Source organism: Shewanella sp. KT0246, from assembly GCF_019654955.1.
Taxonomy (GTDB): domain Bacteria; phylum Pseudomonadota; class Gammaproteobacteria; order Enterobacterales; family Shewanellaceae; genus Shewanella; species Shewanella goraebulensis.
The window spans coordinates 1-22,556 of sequence record NZ_BPEV01000052.1 but is presented as its reverse complement, the minus strand read 5'-3'; the positions used below and the strand labels follow the sequence as shown (position 1 = coordinate 22,556).

General features: G+C 39.7%; 21 protein-coding genes. 12 read left to right on the top strand and 9 right to left on the bottom strand.

All coding sequences use genetic code 11. The features are described 5' to 3' along the window. Positions 1–168: 168 nt before the first annotated feature. The 8 genes from rnd to K5Q58_RS18875 all read right to left on the bottom strand — a co-directional run bounded on the left by rnd (position 169) and on the right by K5Q58_RS18875 (position 9,093). Positions 169–1,281, bottom strand: coding sequence for a ribonuclease D (gene rnd / locus K5Q58_RS18910; protein WP_220755412.1), 1,113 nt, complete (start codon positions 1,279–1,281; stop codon positions 169–171). A 79-nt stretch (positions 1,282–1,360) separates the two neighbouring features. Further along, positions 1,361–3,034, bottom strand: coding sequence for a long-chain-fatty-acid--CoA ligase FadD (gene fadD, locus K5Q58_RS18905; protein WP_220755411.1), 1,674 nt, complete (start codon positions 3,032–3,034; stop codon positions 1,361–1,363). Positions 3,035–3,268: 234 nt separating this feature from the next. Then, positions 3,269–4,198, bottom strand: a complete 930-nt coding sequence (locus K5Q58_RS18900; protein WP_220755410.1) for an alpha/beta fold hydrolase — start codon at positions 4,196–4,198, stop codon at positions 3,269–3,271. A 70-nt stretch (positions 4,199–4,268) separates the two neighbouring features. Next, a complete protein-coding gene (locus K5Q58_RS18895) occupies positions 4,269–5,138 on the bottom strand; it encodes a class I SAM-dependent methyltransferase (RefSeq protein ID WP_220755409.1) in 870 nt (289 codons plus the stop codon). A gap of 71 nt (positions 5,139–5,209) precedes the next feature. Beyond that, entirely contained in the window at positions 5,210–5,896 is a 687-nt protein-coding gene (locus K5Q58_RS18890; protein WP_220755408.1) for a M50 family metallopeptidase, read from the bottom strand. Beyond that, positions 5,889–6,317 (bottom strand): hypothetical protein, encoded by a 429-nt coding sequence (locus K5Q58_RS18885; RefSeq protein ID WP_220755407.1) that lies wholly within the window; start codon positions 6,315–6,317, stop codon positions 5,889–5,891. Before K5Q58_RS18885 ends, K5Q58_RS18890 begins: the two co-directional genes overlap by 8 nt. An 89-nt stretch (positions 6,318–6,406) precedes the next feature. Then, complete coding sequence (gene tsaB / locus K5Q58_RS18880; RefSeq protein ID WP_220755406.1) at positions 6,407–7,114, bottom strand: tRNA (adenosine(37)-N6)-threonylcarbamoyltransferase complex dimerization subunit type 1 TsaB; 708 nt, start codon at positions 7,112–7,114, stop codon at positions 6,407–6,409. 53 nt (positions 7,115–7,167) lie between these two features. Continuing rightward, positions 7,168–9,093, bottom strand: a complete 1,926-nt coding sequence (locus K5Q58_RS18875) for an ATP-dependent DNA helicase (protein ID WP_220755405.1) — start codon at positions 9,091–9,093, stop codon at positions 7,168–7,170. A 546-nt stretch (positions 9,094–9,639) separates the two neighbouring features. On the opposite strand from K5Q58_RS18875, the gene hisG reads away from it, so the two are divergent. The 8 genes from hisG (at position 9,640) to hisIE (ending at position 17,066) form a co-directional block, all read left to right on the top strand. Further along, positions 9,640–10,539 (top strand): ATP phosphoribosyltransferase, encoded by a 900-nt coding sequence (hisG, locus tag K5Q58_RS18870; protein ID WP_220755404.1) that lies wholly within the window; start codon positions 9,640–9,642, stop codon positions 10,537–10,539. 79 nt (positions 10,540–10,618) lie between these two features. Continuing rightward, entirely contained in the window at positions 10,619–11,905 is a 1,287-nt protein-coding gene (gene hisD / locus K5Q58_RS18865; RefSeq protein WP_220755413.1) for a histidinol dehydrogenase, read from the top strand. A 92-nt stretch (positions 11,906–11,997) separates the two neighbouring features. Next, positions 11,998–13,083 (top strand): histidinol-phosphate transaminase, encoded by a 1,086-nt coding sequence (gene hisC / locus K5Q58_RS18860; RefSeq protein WP_220755403.1) that lies wholly within the window; start codon positions 11,998–12,000, stop codon positions 13,081–13,083. 85 nt (positions 13,084–13,168) lie between these two features. Beyond that, on the top strand, positions 13,169–14,236 hold the full coding sequence (hisB, locus tag K5Q58_RS18855; protein ID WP_220755402.1) for a bifunctional histidinol-phosphatase/imidazoleglycerol-phosphate dehydratase HisB: 1,068 nt from the start codon (positions 13,169–13,171) through the stop codon (positions 14,234–14,236). 11 nt (positions 14,237–14,247) lie between these two features. Continuing rightward, positions 14,248–14,892: an imidazole glycerol phosphate synthase subunit HisH gene (gene hisH / locus K5Q58_RS18850; RefSeq protein ID WP_220755401.1), complete on the top strand. Its 645-nt coding sequence runs from the start codon at positions 14,248–14,250 to the stop codon at positions 14,890–14,892. Continuing rightward, entirely contained in the window at positions 14,889–15,626 is a 738-nt protein-coding gene (gene hisA / locus K5Q58_RS18845; RefSeq protein ID WP_220755400.1) for a 1-(5-phosphoribosyl)-5-[(5-phosphoribosylamino)methylideneamino]imidazole-4-carboxamide isomerase, read from the top strand. The genes hisH and hisA overlap by 4 nt, the downstream gene beginning before the upstream one ends. Further along, complete coding sequence (hisF, locus tag K5Q58_RS18840; RefSeq protein ID WP_220755399.1) at positions 15,608–16,381, top strand: imidazole glycerol phosphate synthase subunit HisF; 774 nt, start codon at positions 15,608–15,610, stop codon at positions 16,379–16,381. The genes hisA and hisF overlap by 19 nt, the downstream gene beginning before the upstream one ends. 52 nt (positions 16,382–16,433) lie before the next feature. Continuing rightward, a complete protein-coding gene (gene hisIE, locus K5Q58_RS18835; RefSeq protein ID WP_220755398.1) occupies positions 16,434–17,066 on the top strand; it encodes a bifunctional phosphoribosyl-AMP cyclohydrolase/phosphoribosyl-ATP diphosphatase HisIE in 633 nt (210 codons plus the stop codon). A 171-nt stretch (positions 17,067–17,237) separates the two neighbouring features. Here the strand turns inward: hisIE and K5Q58_RS18830 are convergent, their stop codons facing one another. After that, on the bottom strand, positions 17,238–17,684 hold the full coding sequence (locus K5Q58_RS18830) for a DUF4826 family protein (protein WP_220755397.1): 447 nt from the start codon (positions 17,682–17,684) through the stop codon (positions 17,238–17,240). A gap of 262 nt (positions 17,685–17,946) precedes the next feature. Between K5Q58_RS18830 and K5Q58_RS18825 the strand changes: the two genes are divergently transcribed. The 4 genes from K5Q58_RS18825 (at position 17,947) to K5Q58_RS18810 (ending at position 22,545) form a co-directional block, all read left to right on the top strand. Further along, a complete protein-coding gene (locus K5Q58_RS18825) occupies positions 17,947–18,978 on the top strand; it encodes a Glu/Leu/Phe/Val dehydrogenase dimerization domain-containing protein (protein ID WP_220755396.1) in 1,032 nt (343 codons plus the stop codon). 293 nt (positions 18,979–19,271) lie between these two features. Continuing rightward, entirely contained in the window at positions 19,272–20,174 is a 903-nt protein-coding gene (locus K5Q58_RS18820; protein WP_220755395.1) for a UDP-2,3-diacylglucosamine diphosphatase, read from the top strand. Between the two features lie 60 nt (positions 20,175–20,234). Then, complete coding sequence (locus K5Q58_RS18815; protein ID WP_220755394.1) at positions 20,235–21,971, top strand: lysophospholipid acyltransferase family protein; 1,737 nt, start codon at positions 20,235–20,237, stop codon at positions 21,969–21,971. A gap of 160 nt (positions 21,972–22,131) precedes the next feature. Beyond that, the gene (locus tag K5Q58_RS18810; RefSeq protein WP_220755393.1) at positions 22,132–22,545 is read left to right on the top strand and encodes a CBS domain-containing protein; all 414 of its coding nucleotides are present in this window, start codon (positions 22,132–22,134) and stop codon (positions 22,543–22,545) included. Positions 22,546–22,556: the final 11 nt, after the last annotated feature.

Sequence of the window (22,556 nt, the reverse complement as noted above, 5' to 3'; positions counted from 1 at the left end):
TATAATGCTCCAGTTAGCGGACTAAGTGTTACTAAACTTCTCTTTGGTTTTAGATATTAGTTTTATATTAAAAAGCCCAGATGACATTGTGTCATCTGGGCTTTTTGTTATTTGACTAAAAATCTATCAAAACTTTGAGCGCTTTAGCCAACTTTACAGCAAACATAATTAGCCAAATTTAATGGAATCCAGTGCATTAGTTACAAGCGCACCACGCCAACCTGAAAGCAATAAAGGCGTTGGAGTTTGCTTTTTATGGTGTAGCCAAAGCAAAAATTCATGTATCAAACGTTTTGACCCAATAAACTCAATTGCTACATCTTTTTCTTCTGCAATCGCAGCTAATATCGCCTTTACTTCTTTAAATGAGGTTTTATAACCATTTTTAAGTGCAATAACATCAACAGCTTCGGGTAAATTTTCTAGATCTGCAGTTTGTAGAACCTTAACCAAGTCTTTGCCATGAAAACGTTTCTCATGATCAGTTAAATCATTCAACTGATTTAACTCGGTTACCGTTTTAGGTTGTTTTTTAGCTAATGCAATCATCGCATGATCTTTAATGATAAAACCAAGCGCAGAATCTTTTTTCAAGGCTTTTTGCAAACGCCATGTCGCCAGGACTTTTAAATAGGCAAGTTGCTTCGGAAAAAGTTGAAACGCGTTCTTCACCTTTAAATAGGCAAGCTCTTCGTTAGGCGGTGTAAGGCGCCCTTCCGTCATGCGCTCACCTTCTTCAAGTAGCCATTCCATTCGGTTGGCTTCATTAACTTTGGCTAACAGTTGCGGATAAAGTTTGTAGAGATAATAAACATCATTAGCTGCATATTGAAGTTGCGCATCCGTTAGCGGTCTTTTCATCCAGTCGGTGCGAGATTCGCCTTTATCAATCTCTATCTCTAAAAACATCTGGACCAACTTAGCATAGCCGACACCGTGGCCTAAACCACATAAGCTGGCAGCAATTTGACTATCAAACAGCGGTACTGGTTGGCAATTACCATATCGAGCAAACACTTCTAAATCTTCACTGCATGAGTGTACTAGTTTAGTAATTTTAGTATCTGATAATAACTGCCAAAAACAGCTCAAATCAGGTAACGCTACTGGATCAATTAAAGCCAACGTTTTACCATCATATGCTTGAATGAGACCTAACTTGGCATAGTAGGTTCGTGTTCTGACAAACTCTGTGTCTAATACCAGTAAATCACTCTGCTGATATTGAGCGACTAATTGCTCAAGGCTTGCTTGGTCGCTAATGTATTCAAACGATAACAAAATTCTCTCCAGTATAAACTTATCGCCAATGTAAGCCTAAATGACATGCAATAAAAAGCCGGCTATTGCCGGCTCTACTTTACGCTGATTTAACTTCGTCTCGAAGTTCTCGTCGTAAAATCTTACCTACATTGGATTTTGGTAACTCATCTCTGAATTCTACCAGCTTTGGTACCTTATATCCTGTTAAATGATGACGACAATGCTTAATAATATCGCCTTCAGTTAAACTGCTATCTTTAGCCACGACAAATATTTTAACCAATTCCCCGCTGGCATCATTCGGTACACCGACTGCAGCAACCTCAATCACTTTCGGATGCAGAGCAACTACATCTTCAACTTCATTAGGGAAAACGTTAAAACCAGAAACCAGAATCATGTCTTTTTTACGGTCAACGATAAAGAAAAAACCCTTTTCATCCATGTAACCAATATCACCTGTGGCTAACCAACCGTTTTTATCAATCACTTTGGCTGTTTCTTCTGGGCGTTGCCAATAGCCTTTCATTACTTGTGGGCCTTTAGCAAAAAGTTCTCCAGTTTCGCCTTGTGCTAACACCTTACCTTCATCATCTCGAATTTGAATGTCAGTTGAAGGCGCAGGGAAACCAATTGATCCATTGTAACCTTCTAGGTTATACGGACAACAAGTTACCAGAGGTGATGCCTCTGTTAAGCCATAACCTTCTAATAAACGAGTCTCAGTAATATTCTGCCATTTATCAGCAACCGCTTTTTGCACAGCCATGCCGCCGCCGATAGATAATTTCAATCGACTAAAATCAAGGCTTTTAAAATCTTCATCATTAACTAGGGCATTAAATAGTGTATTAACGCCTGTTAACGCAGTAAAAGGATATTTTTTAAGCTCGCCTACAAAAGCTGGCAAATCGCGCGGGTTAGTAATTAATAGGTTTTTGCTGCCTTTATGAAGGAACAGTAAGCAATTTACTGTAAGGGCAAAAATATGATAAAGCGGTAATGCAGTGACAACGAACTCAGTTCCGTCTTTAAGCGCCGGTGAATAAGCACCGTTTGCTTGTAGAACATTACTCACTACGTTTCCATGGGTTAGCATTGCCCCCTTTGATACACCTGTAGTGCCGCCAGTGTATTGTAGGAATGATAAATCTTCTGAGGTAATTTCAGGTTTGATATATTGCTGGCGACGGCCCTTAGTTAGCGATTGTCTGAAAGAAAGCGCATGGGGTAAGTTGTACTTAGGTACCATCTTCTTAATGTATTTAACGACAAAGTTAACCAAAGTACGTTTAGGCGCGCTTAGTTGGTCTCCAAGACCAGTAATAATCACGGACTCAACAGGCGTTTCAGCAACAACTTCTTCTAAAGTTCGTGCAAAATTTGAAACGACTACAATGGCTTTAGCACCTGAATCCACTAGTTGGTGCTTTAGTTCTCTAGGGGTATAAAGTGGGTTTACGTTTACCACTACCATACCCGCTCTTAAGACACCAAATAATGCAATAGGATATTGCAGTAAGTTTGGCATCATCAAGGCAACACGGTCACCTTTTTCAAGCTTTAATTCATTTTGTAAATAGGCTGCAAATGCACGACTTCTTTCTTCTAACTTACGGTAAGTAAGCGTCGCCCCCATATTAATAAATGCAGGTTGATCAGCGTATTTTGATACTGCAGATTCAAACATATCGACTAAGGAAGCAAATTGCTGAGTATCAATTTCTGCCGGTACGTGTTCTGGTAAGTTATTTATCCAAGGCTGGTCCACAATTTTCTCCTATTTATCCTGACACTTTTTATGAACCAATTAGTTCAATAAGTAAGGTGTCAAAGATCACTGCATCAACACTAGCGTAAATTCTTATTATTGTTACTAGTTACAGTAAAAACGTTATTGATAATTATTATTTTCAGCCATACTAAAAATCATACGACCGTTTAAATTCAGACCATAATCACATAAATGAAAATAAAATCCTAGTGATTTTGCACCTCAAGATACTTAATTTAGAATAAATGTTCTAATCTTGTTAGCAACTTGCTCCGCACTGCCCATGTGCAAATGATGATCTCCTTCAATTTGCACATACATTAAATGGTTAAACCACAACTTTGCTTGGGGCAAAGCTAATTTTAACTGTTTAAAGCCCTGTTCGGCTAATATTAATAAACAAGGTGTGTCACTGACGCTCATTAAAACATCAACCTGTTCAAAGGTTAATCTATAAGGCGAATCCAGTTTTAAACGTGGATCACTTTTCCAACAATATTGCTGATTTTTAATTTCAAGATTGCGCTTAATAATTAACTCACACCATTGTTTGTCCATTCCCGTTAACTGATGCCGTGCGTTTACCGCACGCTCGATGGTTAAGCCACGAATATGCTCATTAGGTGCCAATTGACTTTCGTTTTCAACATTCATCCTGGATTGATTAAAGCGGTGATGCTGCTTAAAGCTTCTATTTAAACGATCTTTAGAATGTTTAGCTGATTCAAATATAGGCGATAGTGCTTCAATTAATATTAATTGGGTGACTTTATCAGGAAAAGCTGCGTTATAAGCAGCTGCAACGATTCCTCCCAAGGAGTGACCAATAATGCTTACGGGCTGTGTTTGAGTTAACTTGGTCATTAACTCATCGAGATCATAGAGGTAATCAATCCAATGCAATGGATAATGCCCTGGTCGATGTTGTGATAAGCCATGGCCTGGCCAATCAATCGCAATGAGTTGGAAGTCTTCAAATAGCGATTGTTGTTCAAATGCTGCAACTAAAGGCACGAAGCTGTCTGCATTATCTAACCAGCCATGAAGCGCTAATAAGATGGGTTTATCTTTTTGTCCGTATCGCTTTGCCGCTAAACGAATATGAGCCAATTGAAAATCGACATCCTCATATTGCGGCGATTTTACAATTGGCTCATTCATTGATGACTTCTTATCTTGCAGAATACTTTTAAGTATTCAAAAAGGTGACTTTTAAAGGCTATTAAAAAGCTTACTTCGCTTTTTTTACAAACTTAAGTGTCATGCGATCGCTTTCACCTATATCAAGATACTTTTGCTTATCTTCATCTTCAAGTGCTAAGCGTGGAGGTAACGTCCACACGCCTTTGGCGTAATCTTTGGTGTCTTTAGGGTTAGCATTAACTTCTGAAGATGCTACGAATGTAAAACCTACTTTTTCAGCTAACGCGATCATTTCAGCTTGATCCATATAGCCACTGTCAAAAGACATACCAGGATTAGCGCGATGTTCTACAACACCAAAAACACCGCCATCTTTTAATACTTTATAAGACGAAGTAAAGGCATTTTCTAACTGTTTTTGTCCAGCCCAGTTATGAAGGTTACGAAACGTCAGTACATAATCTGCACTGTTATCAATACCTAAATCAACTGATGCAGGAGGCTGAAAAGTCACAGTCGATGCATTACCAACGGCTTCTTTATTGTCGCTTAACCAAGCTTCAAACTTTTTACCTGCTTTAGCGTAATACTGAGTACGTTTGGTATCTTCTTTTGGATTTGTTTCGAAAATCCCGCCTATGTATCGGCCTTTTTCAGCTAAATAAGGGGCTAAAATTTCAGTATACCAACCGCCGCCAGGCCATAGTTCGATCACAGTGTCATCTGCTTGAATACCAAGAAATGCAAGTGTCTCAGCTGGATTACGGTAGTTATCACGGGCAGTATTTTTTTCGCTGCGAAAATCACTCGCAACCGCAGCTGCTAATTGAGGATTAATTTTAACAGCTTGAGCTTTTTCGCTGCTTGCATGGTCATGTGCAATTACACTATGACTAACGGTAGCTAAACCTAACGTGCTTAAACCAAGCGCGGTGGTTAACAGTAACGTACGTTTCATTGTCTTCTCCCTGAAGAAATTGTCTTTTAAAAACAGCAACTGATACGGCAAAGATTGCTAAGTTGATCACTCTAAACTGTTTGTGGCTTGTTGTCGTCAACTCTTCGCCAGCACATCCATAACATAAAGCAACTAAACGCTACCCACATGATGACCCATATCCAAGACGGCAGCCATGTTAACTGTGAAAGTTTAGCCGCATCGCCTTGAGTTGATAAGCCAAATAACACTGTTGGGCTCGTCATGGCATTAAGGATAATCATAAGACCGAGCATACGAAGTAAACTATTCAACCAACTTGAATGGTCAAATTTAAGTGGCAGTAGTAAAAATAAAGCAAGGCTAATAAGAATAGCAATGGTTAATAAATCTCGAGCCCAAAATAAAATTGAAGCGACAACGGTCAAACCTAATAAACCTAGGGTTAATCGAATCCCCGCACGCCAAGTCGCTAACAAAAAAATAAGATAACCCCAAAGAGCTGCGCCAAAATAACCACTAAATGTAATTAACGGTGCAAAGCCACCTTGGGTAAAACACAAACCAGCGCCATTTGGAAACAATTGAATTTGGTTAACCATTCCGCCAGAAACAATTGCAGCAAGCCCGTGAGAGATCTCATGGAAATAACTTTCAAACCATTTAAACGGAATACTGATAAAAGGGAGTTTGGTAATAAGGAATGCGACAAGGAGTTCTAGGAAGAATATTCCTTTAGAAGGAATAGCAGATAAGCTTTTCGGCTTAGGATCATGCATATAAATCAATACCCACCATTTGTTGAATTTGTTCTCGCTGAACAGCATGCTGGTTAAGCAAGTATTCTTTTATCGCTCCTGCACTACCTTGGGAGTGATGCTGTTGAGCATTAGTCGATGTTTGATTGTCATATTGTACTTTGGCATCAACAGCAGACTTAATCGCTGACTCATCAAAATACAATACTTGCTGATCGAAAATAGAATTCAAGTCAGCATGGCTTTCATGCTGGCCTTCTAGCTGACTATTAACAGTTTCATTTACTTTCGCTTGTTTATTGATGGCGGAAATGTCATTCAAACCATCAACTTTAGTTGCTGAGCTGTTTTGTTTAATAGCCTGTGTTGCAGCACTCTTATTGAGCGAGAAAGGATTATAAGAAGACAATGGCTGAATGGCCGAATACATTGTAGATTGCATTAAAATTGTCCTCCTATTATTTTCTGAAACTAAATTGAATAAACCATTTTGAATAAACTAAAACGTTAACGAATTTGAGGTTAACGGATTTATTCTCTTCCTGGAAGTTTTTTCCAAGTCACCGTATCACGTAAATATACAGGCGCTAAATCATCAACTGGCGTTGATAAACCTTGTGCGAAACCGACCTGAGCAAGTTTTATCATTGCTGCAGCATCGGGTAATTTAATATCAGACATCTTGGTTGAGTCAATATCAGTTAATAAATCTGGGTAAGCATCAAAACCAGTACCACATAAGATGATCTCTTGTTTGGTATCCAAACTAATGAGTACTTTATCTGGGTTAGTTACATGCTCGTCGCCAACTAAGGTCGCAATGCCATCGATATCAACAAATTGCGCCCAGTAGATTTCATTCATTCTTGCATCAATCGCAACAAAAACTTGTTTAGCTTGGGCTGAATCAATCGCCATTTGCGCCATTGCTGCCAAAGTTGAAATCCCAATAACAGGAATATCATGACCCAATGCTAGCCCTTGCGTCATGCTGGTACATATACGGATCCCAGTAAAACTACCTGGTCCACGGCCATATGCAATCAAGTTTACATTCGCAATTTTAATCTCAGCTTCTTTTAGTACTTCATCAACCATAGGTAATAAGCGTTGGCTATGTTCTCTTGGAGCATTAGCTGAACGGGTATGTAAACCTTGCTGATGTAATAACGCAGCAGAACAAGATTCTGTACATGTATCTAATGCAAGTATCGTTAAATTTGAATCAATTTGAGTCATGTAAGACGTGTTAACCCTAGAGTAAATCTTTAAATAATGGTCAATATAATAACTTATGGGATACTTTTTAAAAAGCTTAACGCGGCATCTAAATCACGAGTACGGCTCATTGGCGGCAATGAGTTAATAAATGCCTCACCATAGGGTCGATTAACAATGCGGTTATCGCACAATATTAATACTCCGCGATCCTTTTCATCTCTAATAAGCCGGCCGACACCTTGTTTTAAACTAATGACAGCTTGTGGCAAGGAAATAGTATTAAATGGGTCTTTATTACTTCTCTCTGCGTTAGCTGCTCTGGCTCGATATAGGGTGTCATCTGGTGACACAAATGGGAGCTTATCGATTATTACGCAGCTCAATAGCCGCCCTCTTACATCAATCCCTTCCCAAAAGCTGCTTGTTCCTAACAATACCCCGTTACCAAGCTGCCGGAATTTATTTAACAAGCTTTGCTTACTCGCTTGTCCTTGTACTAACAAAGGATAATTAACCTTTCGTTGTAGCGCTATAGCTACCTGCTGCAACATATGGTGGCTAGTGAACAGAATAAAGGTACGACCTTGAGCGGCGTTTATCGCTTGAGTGCACACATCGACTAATTGATTTACATTCGCGGCCGACTGCCCAGACTTTGCCAAATGTCTTGGCACACAAAATAAGGCTTGATTGGGATAATCAAACGGACTGTCGAGGATAATTTGTTTAACTTTGCCAAGCCCTAGTTCATCTGCAAAATGTTTTAGCTGACGATTAACTTGCAAAGTAGCCGAAGTGAAAATCCATTGAGTTTGTTTATCAAATAATTGCTGACATTGTTTAGCAATATTAATAGGCGCAATTCGTAACATGGTAAAGCGTCCACTTGGCTCGACACTATAAGCAGCGTTTTGATCGTTACATTCAAAATAGCTTTGTAAATTACCAATCACAGCTGATAACTGTGTCACCACATCATCTAGCAACTCACTTCGACCAACATGTTCTGTAGTCACCGTTAATATCAAGGTAAGTTCTTTTAATAAATCCCATGAGTGCGTCGCCAGTGATTTGTTGGATATTACCTGACGCCAATCTGTTACTTCAGCTTCCAGTAACTCATTTTGCCAATGGGATAGTTTCACTAAAATGCGTTGGCTAAGTTGTTCTAATTGAATACTGTCACGCAGTTCAGTGCGGTAAATTTCGATAACTTGATTAAGTAAACGGTCAATATCTCGAGTCGAAATTTGCTGCCCAAAATAGTTAATACACACATCAGGGACTAAATGGGCTTCATCAAAAACGACAACATCAGCTTCTGGTAATAGCTCAGCAAAGCCTGTGTCTTTAAGTAACCTGTCAGCAAAAAATAAATGATGATTCACTACTACCACTTTGGCATCTTGCGCCTTAATTTTTGCTTTACGGCTAAAACATGCATCGTAATAACTACATCTTTTACCCGTACAGCTCTCTTTAGTACTGGTGACAGTCGCGATAGTGGCAGAATTTTCAGCAACAGAGGTTAAATTACCGGTATCACCGTCTTTGGTCATACTCGCCCATTGATTTATTTTGATCAGTTCATCAACTACTTGAGGCGACATTTGGCTGATTTGCTGTAGGTTTTTTTCAAGCCTTAGCTGACATAAATAATTACTACGGCCTTTTAATAATGCAATTTGGGGCGCAACAGAAAACATCTTCAGTAGCAGAGGTAAGTCTTTAAAAAATAATTGCTCTTGTAAGTTTTTACTACCAGTACTAATGATGACTTGTTTACCGCTTAACAATGCAGGAATCAAATAAGCATAAGTTTTACCTACGCCAGTACCCGCTTCTAAAATCAAATTATGTTTATCAACAATTGCACTACTCACAGCCATTGCCATATCAAACTGACTTTGTCTCGGGCGATATTGATGAACACTTTTAGCTAAAGCGCCCACAGAAGAAAAAGCCAATTCAACTTCTTTTTGTAACCTACTGCTCACAATTAACTCTTATAAATTGACTCATTTGCATCACTATTTGGGAGAAACCGATGTACTTAATCATAATGATCGTATTATCTAATTAATTAGTGCGCTTAACAATGAAAGAAAATTTCCAATACTTTATTTCACTAATGAGATTAGCTTGTATTGATAGCTAATTTAACGACTACTTTTAACTAACTTGTATACACAAGCAGTGTAAAAATAACTCTATAAATCATACTGATATAAGTTATGTTTTTTATTTTAAAAAAAATCACAATTAGTCTTTATTCTGTATTGCAAACAAATTTAAAAGGGGTTAGATTGTCTGTAATGAAATTACACAAGCTAATTTAAAAGAGAATTTATTATGTTCATCCGAATCAATACAAACCATCATCATCACCATTTGCGGTAGCCTTCGGATGCTCACTGCCGGAGGACTATTTCCTTCAGGCGGTTGTAAAAATATACACAAACCCCTGAAAGAAATTTCAGGGGTTTTTTAGTTTTTAGGCTTTAAATTATTGTTTTTATATTAAATTTATTAGGGGTTACATTATGAGTGAAAATAACAGACTGCGTATAGCGATACAAAAATCAGGTCGACTTTCAAAAGAGTCACAAAAACTACTCAAAAGTTGTGGCGTAAAATTCAACGTTAATGAGCAAAGATTAATTGTTCACGCTGATAATATGCCAATCGATTTACTTCGTGTTCGTGATGATGATATTCCAGGTTTAGTGATGGATGGAGTCGTCGACTTAGGGATTATTGGTGAGAATGTTCTAGAAGAAGAACAAATAGAACGTCAAACGTTAGGCAAGCCAGCTGACTGTGTAAAACTTCGCGAATTAGACTTTGGCGCATGTCGGCTATCACTTGCTGTTCCTAACGAATTTAGCTATGAAAATGCTAGCTCACTTGAAGGTTTACGTATTGCAACTTCTTATCCAAACCTGCTTCGTCGTTACATGCAAGAAAAAGGCATTAACTACAGTGACTGTATGTTAAAAGGCTCGGTTGAAGTAGCTCCTCGTGCAGGTCTATCTGATGGTATATGCGATTTAGTGTCTACCGGTGCAACCCTTGAAGCTAACGGCTTGTATGAAACTGACATTATCTATCAATCTATGGCTTGTATTATTCAATCAGCTGAAGAGCAAGAGCCAGGCAAACAAGCATTAATTGACAAAATTTTATCTCGTATGAATGGCGTTGTCCGGGCTCGTGAAAGCAAGTACATCCTTTTACACGCCCCTCGAGAAACATTAGACCAAATTGTTGCTTTACTTCCTGGTGCAGAAAACCCAACAGTATTACCACTTAATGATGATACCAATCGCGTCGCTATCCACGCCGTGAGCACTGAAGATTTATTCTGGGACACCATGGAAGAATTAACCGCATTAGGTGCAAGTTCTATTCTTGTTATGCCAATAGAGAAAATGGCAGGTTAATTTAACTCGCACTGTAACGTTTCAAATAGTCAGAGCCAAAATAGTAGTAGCGGAGCCACGAATGCAAACTAAACAATCAATGCAAATCCTGAATTGGGCACAGTTAAGCACTGAGTCTCAGCAGCAAGCATTATCACGCTCGCCCTTGATTGGTGATAACAGTGTTGAGCAGTCCGTTCGTGACATCATTAATACTGTTGTAGCAGATGGTGATAGCGCACTTAAGCAATATAGCCAACGTTTCGACGGTGTGGAGATTTCATCAATCGCGTTAGCATCAGATGAAATTGAGCAAGCTTGTAAAAGAGTATCATCTGAAGTTAAGCAAGCTGTCGCAAATGCAGTTAGCAATATTGATACTTTTCACCAAGCACAGAAATTCAATCCTATAGATGTAGAAACTCAGCCTGGTATTCGCTGCGAATTACGCTCTGAAGCGATTGAAAAAGTGGGTTTGTATATTCCTGGTGGCAGCGCTCCGCTGATTTCAACAGTGATGATGTTAGCTTTACCTGCAAAAATTGCAGGTTGTGAGCAGCGCGTATTAGTCAGTCCTCCGCCAATCAATGACGCTATTGTTTATGCAGCCAAGGTTTGTGGCATCACCGAGATTTACCAAGTTGGCGGCGCGCAAGCTATTGCAGCCCTCGCCTTTGGCAGCGAATCAGTTCCTGCTGTCGATAAAATTTTTGGCCCTGGCAATCGTTTTGTTACTGAAGCGAAACGATTAGTGTCACAAGATGGTCGTTGTAGCGTTGCGATTGATATGCCAGCTGGTCCTTCTGAAGTACTCGTGATTGCTGATGGGCAAGCAAACCCAGCTTTTATTGCAGCTGATTTATTGTCTCAAGCAGAGCACGGCCCAGACTCACAAGTCATGTTAGTAACAGAATCAATAGCTATTGCAGATGCTGTAAATTGTGAGCTTGAAAAACAGCTGGCGCAATTGTCGCGACAAGATATTGCTGCGCAAGCGTTAAGTTGTAGTCGCTCGATTATCGTTAAAAACATGGCAGAAGCAGCGGTTGTTTCTAACTTATACGGACCAGAGCATTTAATTATTCAAACTGAAAATCCAAGAGCGATACTTGCCAATATTCGCGCTGCTGGCAGTGTATTTTTAGGCGCTTACACACCTGAATCAGTGGGTGATTACGCCAGCGGAACCAACCATGTATTACCAACATATGGTTATAGCCGCAGCGTATCGAGTCTTTCATTAGCAGATTTTTGCCGCAGGTTCACTGTGCAAGAGCTAACACCGCAAGGTCTGCAGAGCTTGGGGGAAACAGTAATGGTATTAGCTGAAAACGAATTATTAGATGCTCATAAAAATGCCGTTGCGATTCGTTTGAGTACTTTATAGTGCAAGATTTTTTACAAATGAGCAGTAACGCTAACTAACATACTTGATACTTGAAAACACATAGCAGAAAGCAAATAACAGAAGAATTGATAATGGCCAATGTAAACACAAAAAGTACTGACTCAATAGCACCTAATAGCAATTCAAGCCTAGCTGAACAGTTAGCGAGACCTGAGTTATTGGCATTAACGCCCTATGAAAGTGCTAGACGTATTGGCGGTCGCGGCGATGTGTGGATCAATGCTAATGAATCACCATTCAATAATAGTGATTTAGACAAACTAAACCGTTACCCAGAGTGTCAACCTGAAAGTTTGATTAATGCTTATAGTGATTATTCTGGTGTGGCAGCTCAATCCATCGTATCGACTCGCGGCGCTGATGAAGGTATTGAATTATTGATACGCGCTTTTTGTACTCCGGGTAAAGACAGCATTGCTTGTTTTGGGCCAACTTACGGCATGTACGCCATTAGCGCACAAACGTTTAATATTGATGTAATAAACCTATCACTTAACGATGAGTATCAATTACCAACTGGTTTTGCTAAGCAAACTGCTGATGCCAAAATCGTGTTCATTTGTAACCCCAATAATCCCACCGGCACCATCATCAATAAACAATCGATTGAACAAGCCATTAACGCGATGCCAAATAAGATTGTCGTGGTAGATGAAGCTTATATTGAGTTTTCAGCAGACTACACAGTTGCAGATTTAGTAGAAATTTATCCCAATTTAGTCGTACTTAGAACCTTATCTAAAGCTTTTGCTTTAGCAGGTGCACGTTGTGGGTTTTTAATGGCAAATACCGACATCATTAATTTAATCATGCGAGTTATAGCCCCTTACCCTGTCCCGCTACCGGTATCTCAAGTAGCAGAAAAGGCGCTATCTTCCAAGGGTATTGCTCTAATGGAGCAGCAAGTAAAACGACTTGCAGAACAAGGCAAACGCCTAAGCCAAGCATTAACTGCATATGGCGCTAAAGTATTACCCGCTAATGGGAACTTTGTTTTAGCAGAATTTGAAAATACAGCAGAAGTTAGCCATGCACTTCAACAAGCTGGCATTGTGGCAAGAGCCTATAAAGATGCCCGTTTACAAAACCGCATTCGATTCAGCTTTAGTGAGCCGTCTGATACTGACCGACTCATTGCCATTTTTAGTCAAAAATAGTTAATTAAGTTATCAGCTTTGAAGCAGAGCTAGTAAGTCAGCGTCCGGTAACGAAACAGAATAATGAAATATTAAAGGAAGTCCCATGAAGCAGAAAATTTTATTTATCGATAGAGACGGCACCTTAGTAGAAGAACCTGCCATCGATAAACAATTAGATCGTCTAGATAAACTGGTATTTGAGCCACAAGTCATTCCTTCTTTATTGAAGTTACAAAATGCAGGCTATCGACTGGTGATGGTATCTAATCAAGATGGGTTAGGCACTGACTCGTTTCCGCAGGCAGACTTCGATGCACCTCATAATATGATGATGCAGATTTTCGAAAGCCAAGGGGTTAAGTTTGATGACGTGGTGATTTGTCCGCATTTTGATCATGAAAATTGTAGCTGCCGTAAACCAAAGCTTGGCCTAGTCAAAGATTACTTAACTCAAGGTAAAGTTGATTTCACCACCTCAGCGGTTATTGGCGATCGTCACACTGATGTAGACCTTGCCAATGCAATGGGTATTGTCAGTTTCCAATATGCACGTGAAAGCCTCGATTGGTTAGCGATTACCGATGCCTTGCTTAATAAAGGTCGCAGTAGTGAAGTGGTTCGCACCACCAAAGAAACAGACATCAAAGTAAATATCGATTTAGACGACACCAGCAAAGGTAAAATTGATACTGGCATTGGTTTTTTCGATCACATGCTAGATCAAATTCAAACTCACGGTAATTTCAAAATGGATGTATCTGTTGATGGCGATCTAGAAATTGACGACCACCACAGTGTTGAAGATACTGCTCTCGCCATTGGTGATGCCCTACGTCAAGCCCTTGGAGATAAACGAGGCATCGCTCGTTTTGGCTTTAGTCTGCCCATGGATGAAGCTAATGGTGAATGTTTAATGGATATCTCAGGTCGACCTTTGATTAAATTTAATGCTCAATTTGATCGTGAAATGGTGGGTGAAATGGCCACTGAAATGGTACCGCACTTTTTCCGCTCATTTGCTGACGGACTTCGCTGCACATTACACATCAGTGCTGATGGCGATAATGATCACCACAAAGTTGAAGCTCTATTTAAAGTGCTAGGCCGAACGCTTCGTCAAGCAGTGAAAGTCGAAGGCGATATTTTGCCATCAAGTAAAGGCGTTCTTTAAAGGTTGTAGCAATGACAAATACCACAACAAAAACTAGCCAAAATACCACAGTGATACTGGATACGGGCTGCGCTAACTTAAGCTCTGTAAGATTCGCATTTGAGCGTTTACAAGCAGATGTCATTGTATCGGCGGATCATGACGTTATTAAGTCAGCTGCCAGAGTAGTATTACCTGGTGTGGGTACTGCAGGTGCAGCGATGGATGCATTAGTTAGCCGAGACTTAGTTACCATCATCAAAAGCCTGACTCAACCAGTCTTGGGCGTGTGTTTAGGTATGCAGTTGATGACTGATGAATCTAACGAACATGGTGGTCGTAGCGACAATGACATCGAATGCTTAGGGCTAATCCCAACTCAAATAAACGATTTAAACAGTCAAGGTTTACCTTTACCGCACATGGGTTGGAATCAAATTACGGTATCTGACCACCCTCTTTTTGCTGATATTGAAGATGGTAGCTATGTGTATTTCGTCCATAGCTTTAAAGCACCAATCAGCGAATACACTATTGCCACATCGCAATACGGCGAACAATTTAGCGCCGCAATTGGTAAAGACAACTTTTTCGGCGTGCAATTCCACCCAGAAAAAAGCGCTGCTATTGGCTCAAAAATATTACAGAATTTCCTAAATATGGGGAACCAAGCATGATTATTCCAGCAATTGATTTAATCGATGGTCAAGTTGTCCGACTTTATCAGGGCGATTACAAACAAAAAACGACCTTTGATTTAAGTCCACTATCTCAGCTTCAATCCTATGAGGCACAAGGTGCCAATTTACTGCACATTGTTGATTTAACCGGCGCTAAAGATCCTGAAAAACGTCAAATCAAACTGATTTCAGAGTTAGTCGCAGGCTTAAAAACAGATATTCAAGTAGGCGGCGGTATTCGTAGCGAACAACAAGTAAAAGAGTTACTCGACATCGGAGTTAAACGCGTTGTTATCGGTTCATTAGCGGTAAAAGAGCCTGAGTTAGTTAAAAACTGGTTTGTAAAATATGGCAGTGACGCCATTTGCTTAGCGTTAGACGTAAACATTAATGAGCAAGGCGAAAAAATTGTTGCGGTATCGGGCTGGCAAACTGGTGGTGGCAAGTCACTTGAATCTCTCGTAAGTGAATTTAGTACTGTAGGTCTTAAGCACGCTCTAGTGACCGACATCAGCCGTGATGGCACCTTAAAAGGCGCTAACACTAATTTGTATCAAGAGCTTGCTACAACTTATCCAGATATTAATTGGCAAGCCTCTGGTGGTATTGCCACTCTTGATGATGTCGTTGCAGTAAGAGACAGCAAAGCTGACGGTATCATCATAGGTAAAGCGCTTTTAATCGAGAACTTCACTGTTGAGGAGGCTATTACATGTTGGCCAAACGCTTAGTTCCTTGCCTTGATGTTCGTGATGGACAAGTGGTTAAAGGGGTTCAATTTAGAAACCATGAAGTCATCGGTGACATTGAGCCATTAGCAGCAAGATACGCACTCGAAGGCGCTGATGAACTGGTTTTTTACGATATTACCGCAAGCGCCCATGACAGAGTCATTGATAAGTCTTGGGTTAGCCGTGTTGCAGCACAAATCGATATTCCTTTTTGTGTAGCTGGCGGCATTAAAACCATTGAACAAGCTAGACAAATGTTGGCTTTTGGCGCAGACAAAATTTCAATTAACTCACCAGCATTAACCGATCCAAGTTTAATATCACGTTTACAAGATGAATTTGGTCGCCAATGTATCGTCATTGGAATTGACTCATTTTACGACGCTAAGTCTGACAGTTATAAAGTAAAGCAATTTACTGGTGATGAAGCTGCCACCAAAGATACTCAATGGTTTACACAGGATTGGGTAGAAGAGGTGCAAAAACGTGGTTGCGGTGAAATCGTACTTAATGTCATGAACCAAGATGGCGTACGTGGCGGTTATGATATAAAACAACTCAGTATTGTCAGAGCGATATGTGATGTACCGTTAATCGCTTCAGGCGGTGCAGGTACAATGACTCATTTTAAAGATGTTTTTGAACAAGCTAAAGTAGATGCAGCACTAGCCGCGAGTGTGTTCCATAAAGGCATTATCGATATCAATGAGCTAAAGCAATATTTAGCCAATGAAAACATTGCAATACGCCTTTAATAGATAGTTTGCATAATCGATAACTGATATGAACAAGAAAAGAAGAGTAAAAATGATGACCCAATCTTCAACAGTAAATTTTGATATATCTACACTTGCTTGGGACAAGCAAGACAATATGATCCCAGCCGTTGTTCAAAATCACCTTACTGGTAAAGTATTAATGCTAGGTTATATGGATAAAACCGCATTAGAGTATACCTTAGAAACTGGCAAGGTGACCTTTTTCAGTCGTTCAAAACAGCGCTTATGGACTAAAGGGGAAACCTCTGGCAACACATTAGATTTAGTGGCAATTGATAAAGACTGTGACAATGACAGTTTACTGATTCAAGTTATACCTAACGGTCCAACATGCCATACGGGTACTGAAAGTTGCTGGCCTGACGGTAACGCTCACCCTTTTATCGATAACTTAACCAACTTAATTATTTCTCGTAAAGGACAGAGTGCTGATTCAAGCTATACCGCCTCTTTATTTGAGCGTGGCACTAAAAGAATTGCGCAAAAAGTCGGTGAGGAAGGTTTAGAAACTGCACTAGCAGCAGCGACTCATGATAAAGAAGAGTTAATCAATGAAGCCTCTGATTTAATGTATCACTTAATTGTATTGTTAGAAGATCAACAACTATCAATGGCTGAAGTGAATAACAACTTAATGCAGCGCCACTTAGAAAGTAAATAGGCAGATGATTTATAGCGTAAACATTAATGAAAACTAAGGCTTATAGCTGACGTTAAAAGCGAGTATTAATAATTAATGCATTAAACTAAAAAGGCACCTTTAAGGTGCCTTTTTTAATATCGCTATTCGTTTGATAAGTATAAAACTTAACTCAAACTTATCAGGTAAGATTTAAGCTTGTTCTTCCCACAATTTCTCATCATTTTGAAGTTTATATAAACTCTCAGCGCGAGAAACTAATAAGTTAGCAAATTTCAGCTGGGTTTCATCGCGTGTAACGCCTGACTTATGTAGGTTCTCTGCTTTAAGTTGCCACATCATTGAGAAATGACGGATAGCTTCACGGGCAGTTCCAGCGACTTTTACATCTACATAATCTGAAGGTAAGTCACCAGACATCACCCAGAAAGTTTGCTTAGTTGGTTGCTTAGACTCCATTTTCCAAATAGCGAGGTAAGGCACTAAATAACGGCTTTCATCAGCGAGTACTTTGGATGGGATGACCCCTTTCTCTGCAAGGAAGCGGTTGGCTTTTTGAAATTGCGCTTGAACCCACTGCTGTCTTAATACTTCAGGATCTTGCTGTTCTGTTTTCGGCTCGGCCACTGACTCGGTCATTGTTTCTTCCTATTTTATTGTTATATTTGCCATCATAAAAATAACATCAACACCTCAAAAAAGGTGACAAATGTAACGAAACGCATAAAAAGTTTACGTTTACGTAAAGTGGCAAGCTAAATTGCCACGTAGATCACAAAATTATATGAATCTATCTTTGTTGAGAGTATCGCTAAATGCTATCGTTCTGCAATAAATAATAACAAGCAGTCGTTATCCCATACACTCTAACGGCTATTTTATCGCACAGCGGAGAACACAAGTGGCTTTATTTAATCATGTATCGTTTGATAACCACGAACAAGTCGTCTTTTGTCACGATCAAGAAAGTGGCTTAAAAGCAATTATTGCAATTCATAACACCAACCTAGGCCCTGCCGTAGGTGGTTGTCGTATGTGGAACTACGATTCAGATGATGAAGCAGTAAACGATGTACTGCGTCTTTCTCGTGGCATGACATACAAAAATGCTCTTGCAGGTTTAACGATGGGCGGTGGCAAATCAGTCATTATTGCCGATCCGAAAATAACAGATAGAGAAGCATTATTCCGTGCATTTGGCCGTTGCATTCATACTCTCGGCGGCAAATACTTCTCTGCAGAAGACGTAGGCGTATCAACTGCTGATATTATGATTGCTCATGAAGAAACCCCATATATGGCTGGCCTTGAAGGTAAGAGTGGTGATCCATCTCCTTTCACTGCATTAGGCACGTATTTAGGTATCAAAGCGGCAGTTAAGCATCAGCGCGGTGTTGACAGCCTTAAAGGCCTCAAGATTTCAGTACAAGGTGTTGGTCACGTTGGTTACTACCTGTGTAAGCATTTACATGAAGAAGGCGCTGAACTTATCGTTACTGATATTCATCAAGCATCACTTGATAAAGTTGCCACTGAATTTGGAGCAACTATCGTGGCACCACAAGACATCTATAGCCAAGATGTAGATGTGTACGCGCCATGTGCATTAGGTGCAACAATCAATGACACTACTATTCCTCAGTTAAAAGCAACCATCGTTGCTGGATGTGCAAATAATCAACTTGCAGAAGTGCGTCACGGTGAAACACTTAAAGAAAAAGGTATTTTATACGCACCAGATTACGTGATTAATGCTGGTGGTATCATCAATGTTTCGTTTGAAAGTGATTATGATGCTGCTAAATCGACAGCTAAAGTTGAAGAGATTTATAACACGCTAACTAAAATCTTTGATGAAGCGGAAAAAGACAACCGTACTACTGGTGATGTTGCTGATGATATGGCACGCGCCATCATTAATGCTGCTAAGTAAATCATTTCACTGCTACTGATTAAGTTGCGGTGTAAAGATATTAAGAGGAGTAACTGATTCAGTTACTCCTTTTTTATTTCAGCAACATCAATAATTACGGCGTATAAAGCAATTAAATCATTAATTACTTATCACTTTCTAGTTTGGTATTTTCTTTAAAAAGATCCGCAAAGCTAATCTTGATAGAACCAACAATTTATTAACCTTGTCACCAATTTGACATGTTTACGTCATCTATTATTCAAAAACATCCCCTAAGCTAGCTTTGAAATCCATTGTTAAGCGAAGCGTAAATGTCTCAAAGTCATGTTGATAGCAAAGCAAGCTTTAATCCATTTTCACAAACGACCACATCAGATGGAATCGCCCTTCCCCCTATTAACATCAAACAAAATTTTAACGCCCTTTGGCTTTCTGATGTCCACCTTGGGAGCCTAGATTGTAAAGCTGAGTTTTTATTAAACCTATTATCACAAACACAGGCTAACCAGATTTACTTAGTTGGCGACATTATTGATATCTGGGCATTAAAAAAGCGTGTTTATTGGCCTGAAAGCCATAATTTGGTACTGCAAAAGTTATTGCAACTCGCAAAAGATGGTACTCAAATTAAGTACATACCTGGTAACCATGATGAAGCCTTTAAGTCATATACCGACTTTCATTTTTGGGGAATTACCATGGCTAATCAATATGTCCACCAATGCATTAATGGTGAAAAAGTCTTGATGCTCCATGGCGATCAATTTGATTCTGAGGTCTGTATCAGTCGCACTTACGCCAAGCTCGGCGATCATTTATACGATGTCTTACTGTTCCTAAACCGTAAGCTGCATCAGATAAGACATGCATGTGGTTTTTCATATTGGTCATTAGCCAGTTACGTGAAATTGCGGGTAAACAAAGCTCAGCATGCCATAGATATGTACCGTGATGCAGTCCTTCGATATGCCAAAACACAAGACGTTCAAGTAGTTGTCTGTGGACATATTCACCAGCCAGAACTTTCCATTCACGATGACATCATTTATGCCAACGATGGCGACTGGGTTGAGAACTGTACCTTGATAGCTGAAACACTCACCGGAGAATTACAGCTATTACGATGGAGTGACGAATCATCAACCACAAAAGTACTCAAACAATTTCAGCTAAATCTACAACAAACACCGGAATATAAACAAAAAGTGGCATAGCGAAGGACGTGTTTAGAACGCTACGCACATCAACTTGATAAGAGCAAAAAGGTCATTACAATGATTTTTACCGTAGAGAATGTGGTTCAACAAAACTTACCTAATTTAAATAAAACTCCCTGGTTAGCAACCCCTACAAAGGCCATGCTGCGTTATTTATTAAATGAAAAACAATGTAATGACATTGCCGCTGAGTTTTCATATTTAAAGGGCGTTGATTTTGTTGAGCACGTCTTGGATTGCTTCGACTTTAATTACTCTGTGCCAAGTAATGAAATAGAAAATATTCCCATCGAAGGTCGAGTAGTGATTTACGCCAATCACCCTATTGGCTCACTCGACGCACTCGCATTAATCAAATTGATTAGCCAAGTGAGACCTGACATAAAAGTTGTGGCTAATGAGCTATTAATGGCATTAGAGCCAATGCATTCAATACTGCTGCCTGTTAATAACATGTCTGGCGGCACGCCTAGGCAGCATCTTGAAAATATCCATCGTCATCTTAAAAATGAAGGCGCTGTGCTTATTTTCCCATCAGGTGAAGTGTCTAGATTAAGACCAACAGGTGTAACTGATTTAAAGTGGCATTCTGGCTTTTTAAAAATGGCCAATACCTGTAACGCACCACTATTGCCTATATATGTTGATGCAAAAAATTCAGCCGCTTTTTATGGCGCCTCAATGATATACAAACCATTAGCAAGTTTGCTATTAGTCAAAGAGATGTTCAAACAAGCTAAGCGCACCATGCCTGTAAGAATTGGCAAGTTAATCCCTAAAGAAGCCATTACCAGTAATGACTTTTCCCGCAAAACCAAAGTGCAATTACTTAAGAATCACCTATATCGCATCGGTAAAGACCGTAGCCCAATATTTGCCACTCAAAATGCCATTGCTCACCCTGAGTCGCGCACTGAATTACAAAATGCATTACACCAATGTGAATTACTGGGCGAAACTAACGACAACAAACAAATATTTCTATATCAGCATCACGATTGCAGCCCGATTATGCGAGAAATTGGTCGCTTGCGGGAAATTGCCTTTCGCGCAGTAGGCGAAGGTAGCGGAAATCGCCGAGATAATGATCAATACGACCCGTACTACCAACACTTAGTCCTATGGGATAAAGATGCTTTAGAGATAGTAGGCTCGTACCGATTTGCCAGTGCAAAACAAGTTCATGAGCAACAAGGTAAAACAGAACTATATAGTCAATCCTTGTTCAATTACTCTGAAGAGTTCGCGCCCTATTTCGAAAGTGGATTGGAACTTGGTAGAAGTTTTGTGCAACCTAAATACTGGGGCAAGCGAAGCCTTGACTACCTTTGGTTAGGTATTGGCGCGTATTTGGCTAAAAATCCGCAGTTCCGATACTTATTTGGTCCCGTGTCTATTAGCGATCAATTACCAGAACAAGCCAAAGAAATGATGGTTCATTTTTACCAACAACATTTTGCCATGCGAGATAAGCTTGCTCAGTCAAATACTCCATACCAGTTCACTGATGAACGCTTACACCAATTAAACCGTTTATATGCAGATGATGACTATTCAAGTTGTTTCAAGGTATTAAAACACACTCTAGCCAATATGGGGGCTGCAGTGCCACCTCTTTATAAACAATACGGTGAACTGTGCCAAGGTGACGGTGTCAAGTTTCTTGATTTCGGTATTGATACCGATTTTGGTAACTGTATAGATGGCTTGGTACTCGTTGATGTACATGCGCTTAAACCTAAAAAAAGACAACGCTACATTGATTTTCATTTAGACGCACAAAAACAAGACTAAGACTTCATGTATTCAACAGAAAAGAAGTCATGTAATAACTTTAAGCCTACGAGCATGACGACATGACTCTTAATCGCTAATAAGCTTTAATAACTATTGAGATATTTGTTCACTTTACAATTGTCTGATATAACTAGATTAATTGAAAAGGAGAAGCAATATGGTCACAATTGAGCAAATAATGAGCCCAAGGGTTGTCACCGTAGAAATGGATGATCGCATCAGCACCGCTAAAGAAATCTTTGATAATGTGCCTTTTCATCATTTAGTCGTAGTTGACGAAAATAATACTATTTCCGGCATTTTGGCTCGAACAGATTTAATCAACGCCATCAGCCCAAATCTTGGCACTGCAGCTGAGCTAACACGTGATATTGAAACACTCAATAAACGCGTTCATCAAGTCATGGCACATGGTCCTATTACAGTAAATCCTTCACTTGATATTCAAAGTGCATCACAGTTAATGCTTACCAAAGGTATAACCTGCTTTCCAGTACTGCAAGATGATGAATTAGTTGGGATCGTCAGTTGGCGTGATCTATTAGGTCATTATTGTGGTTTAAAAGAATAAGTTAACAATAC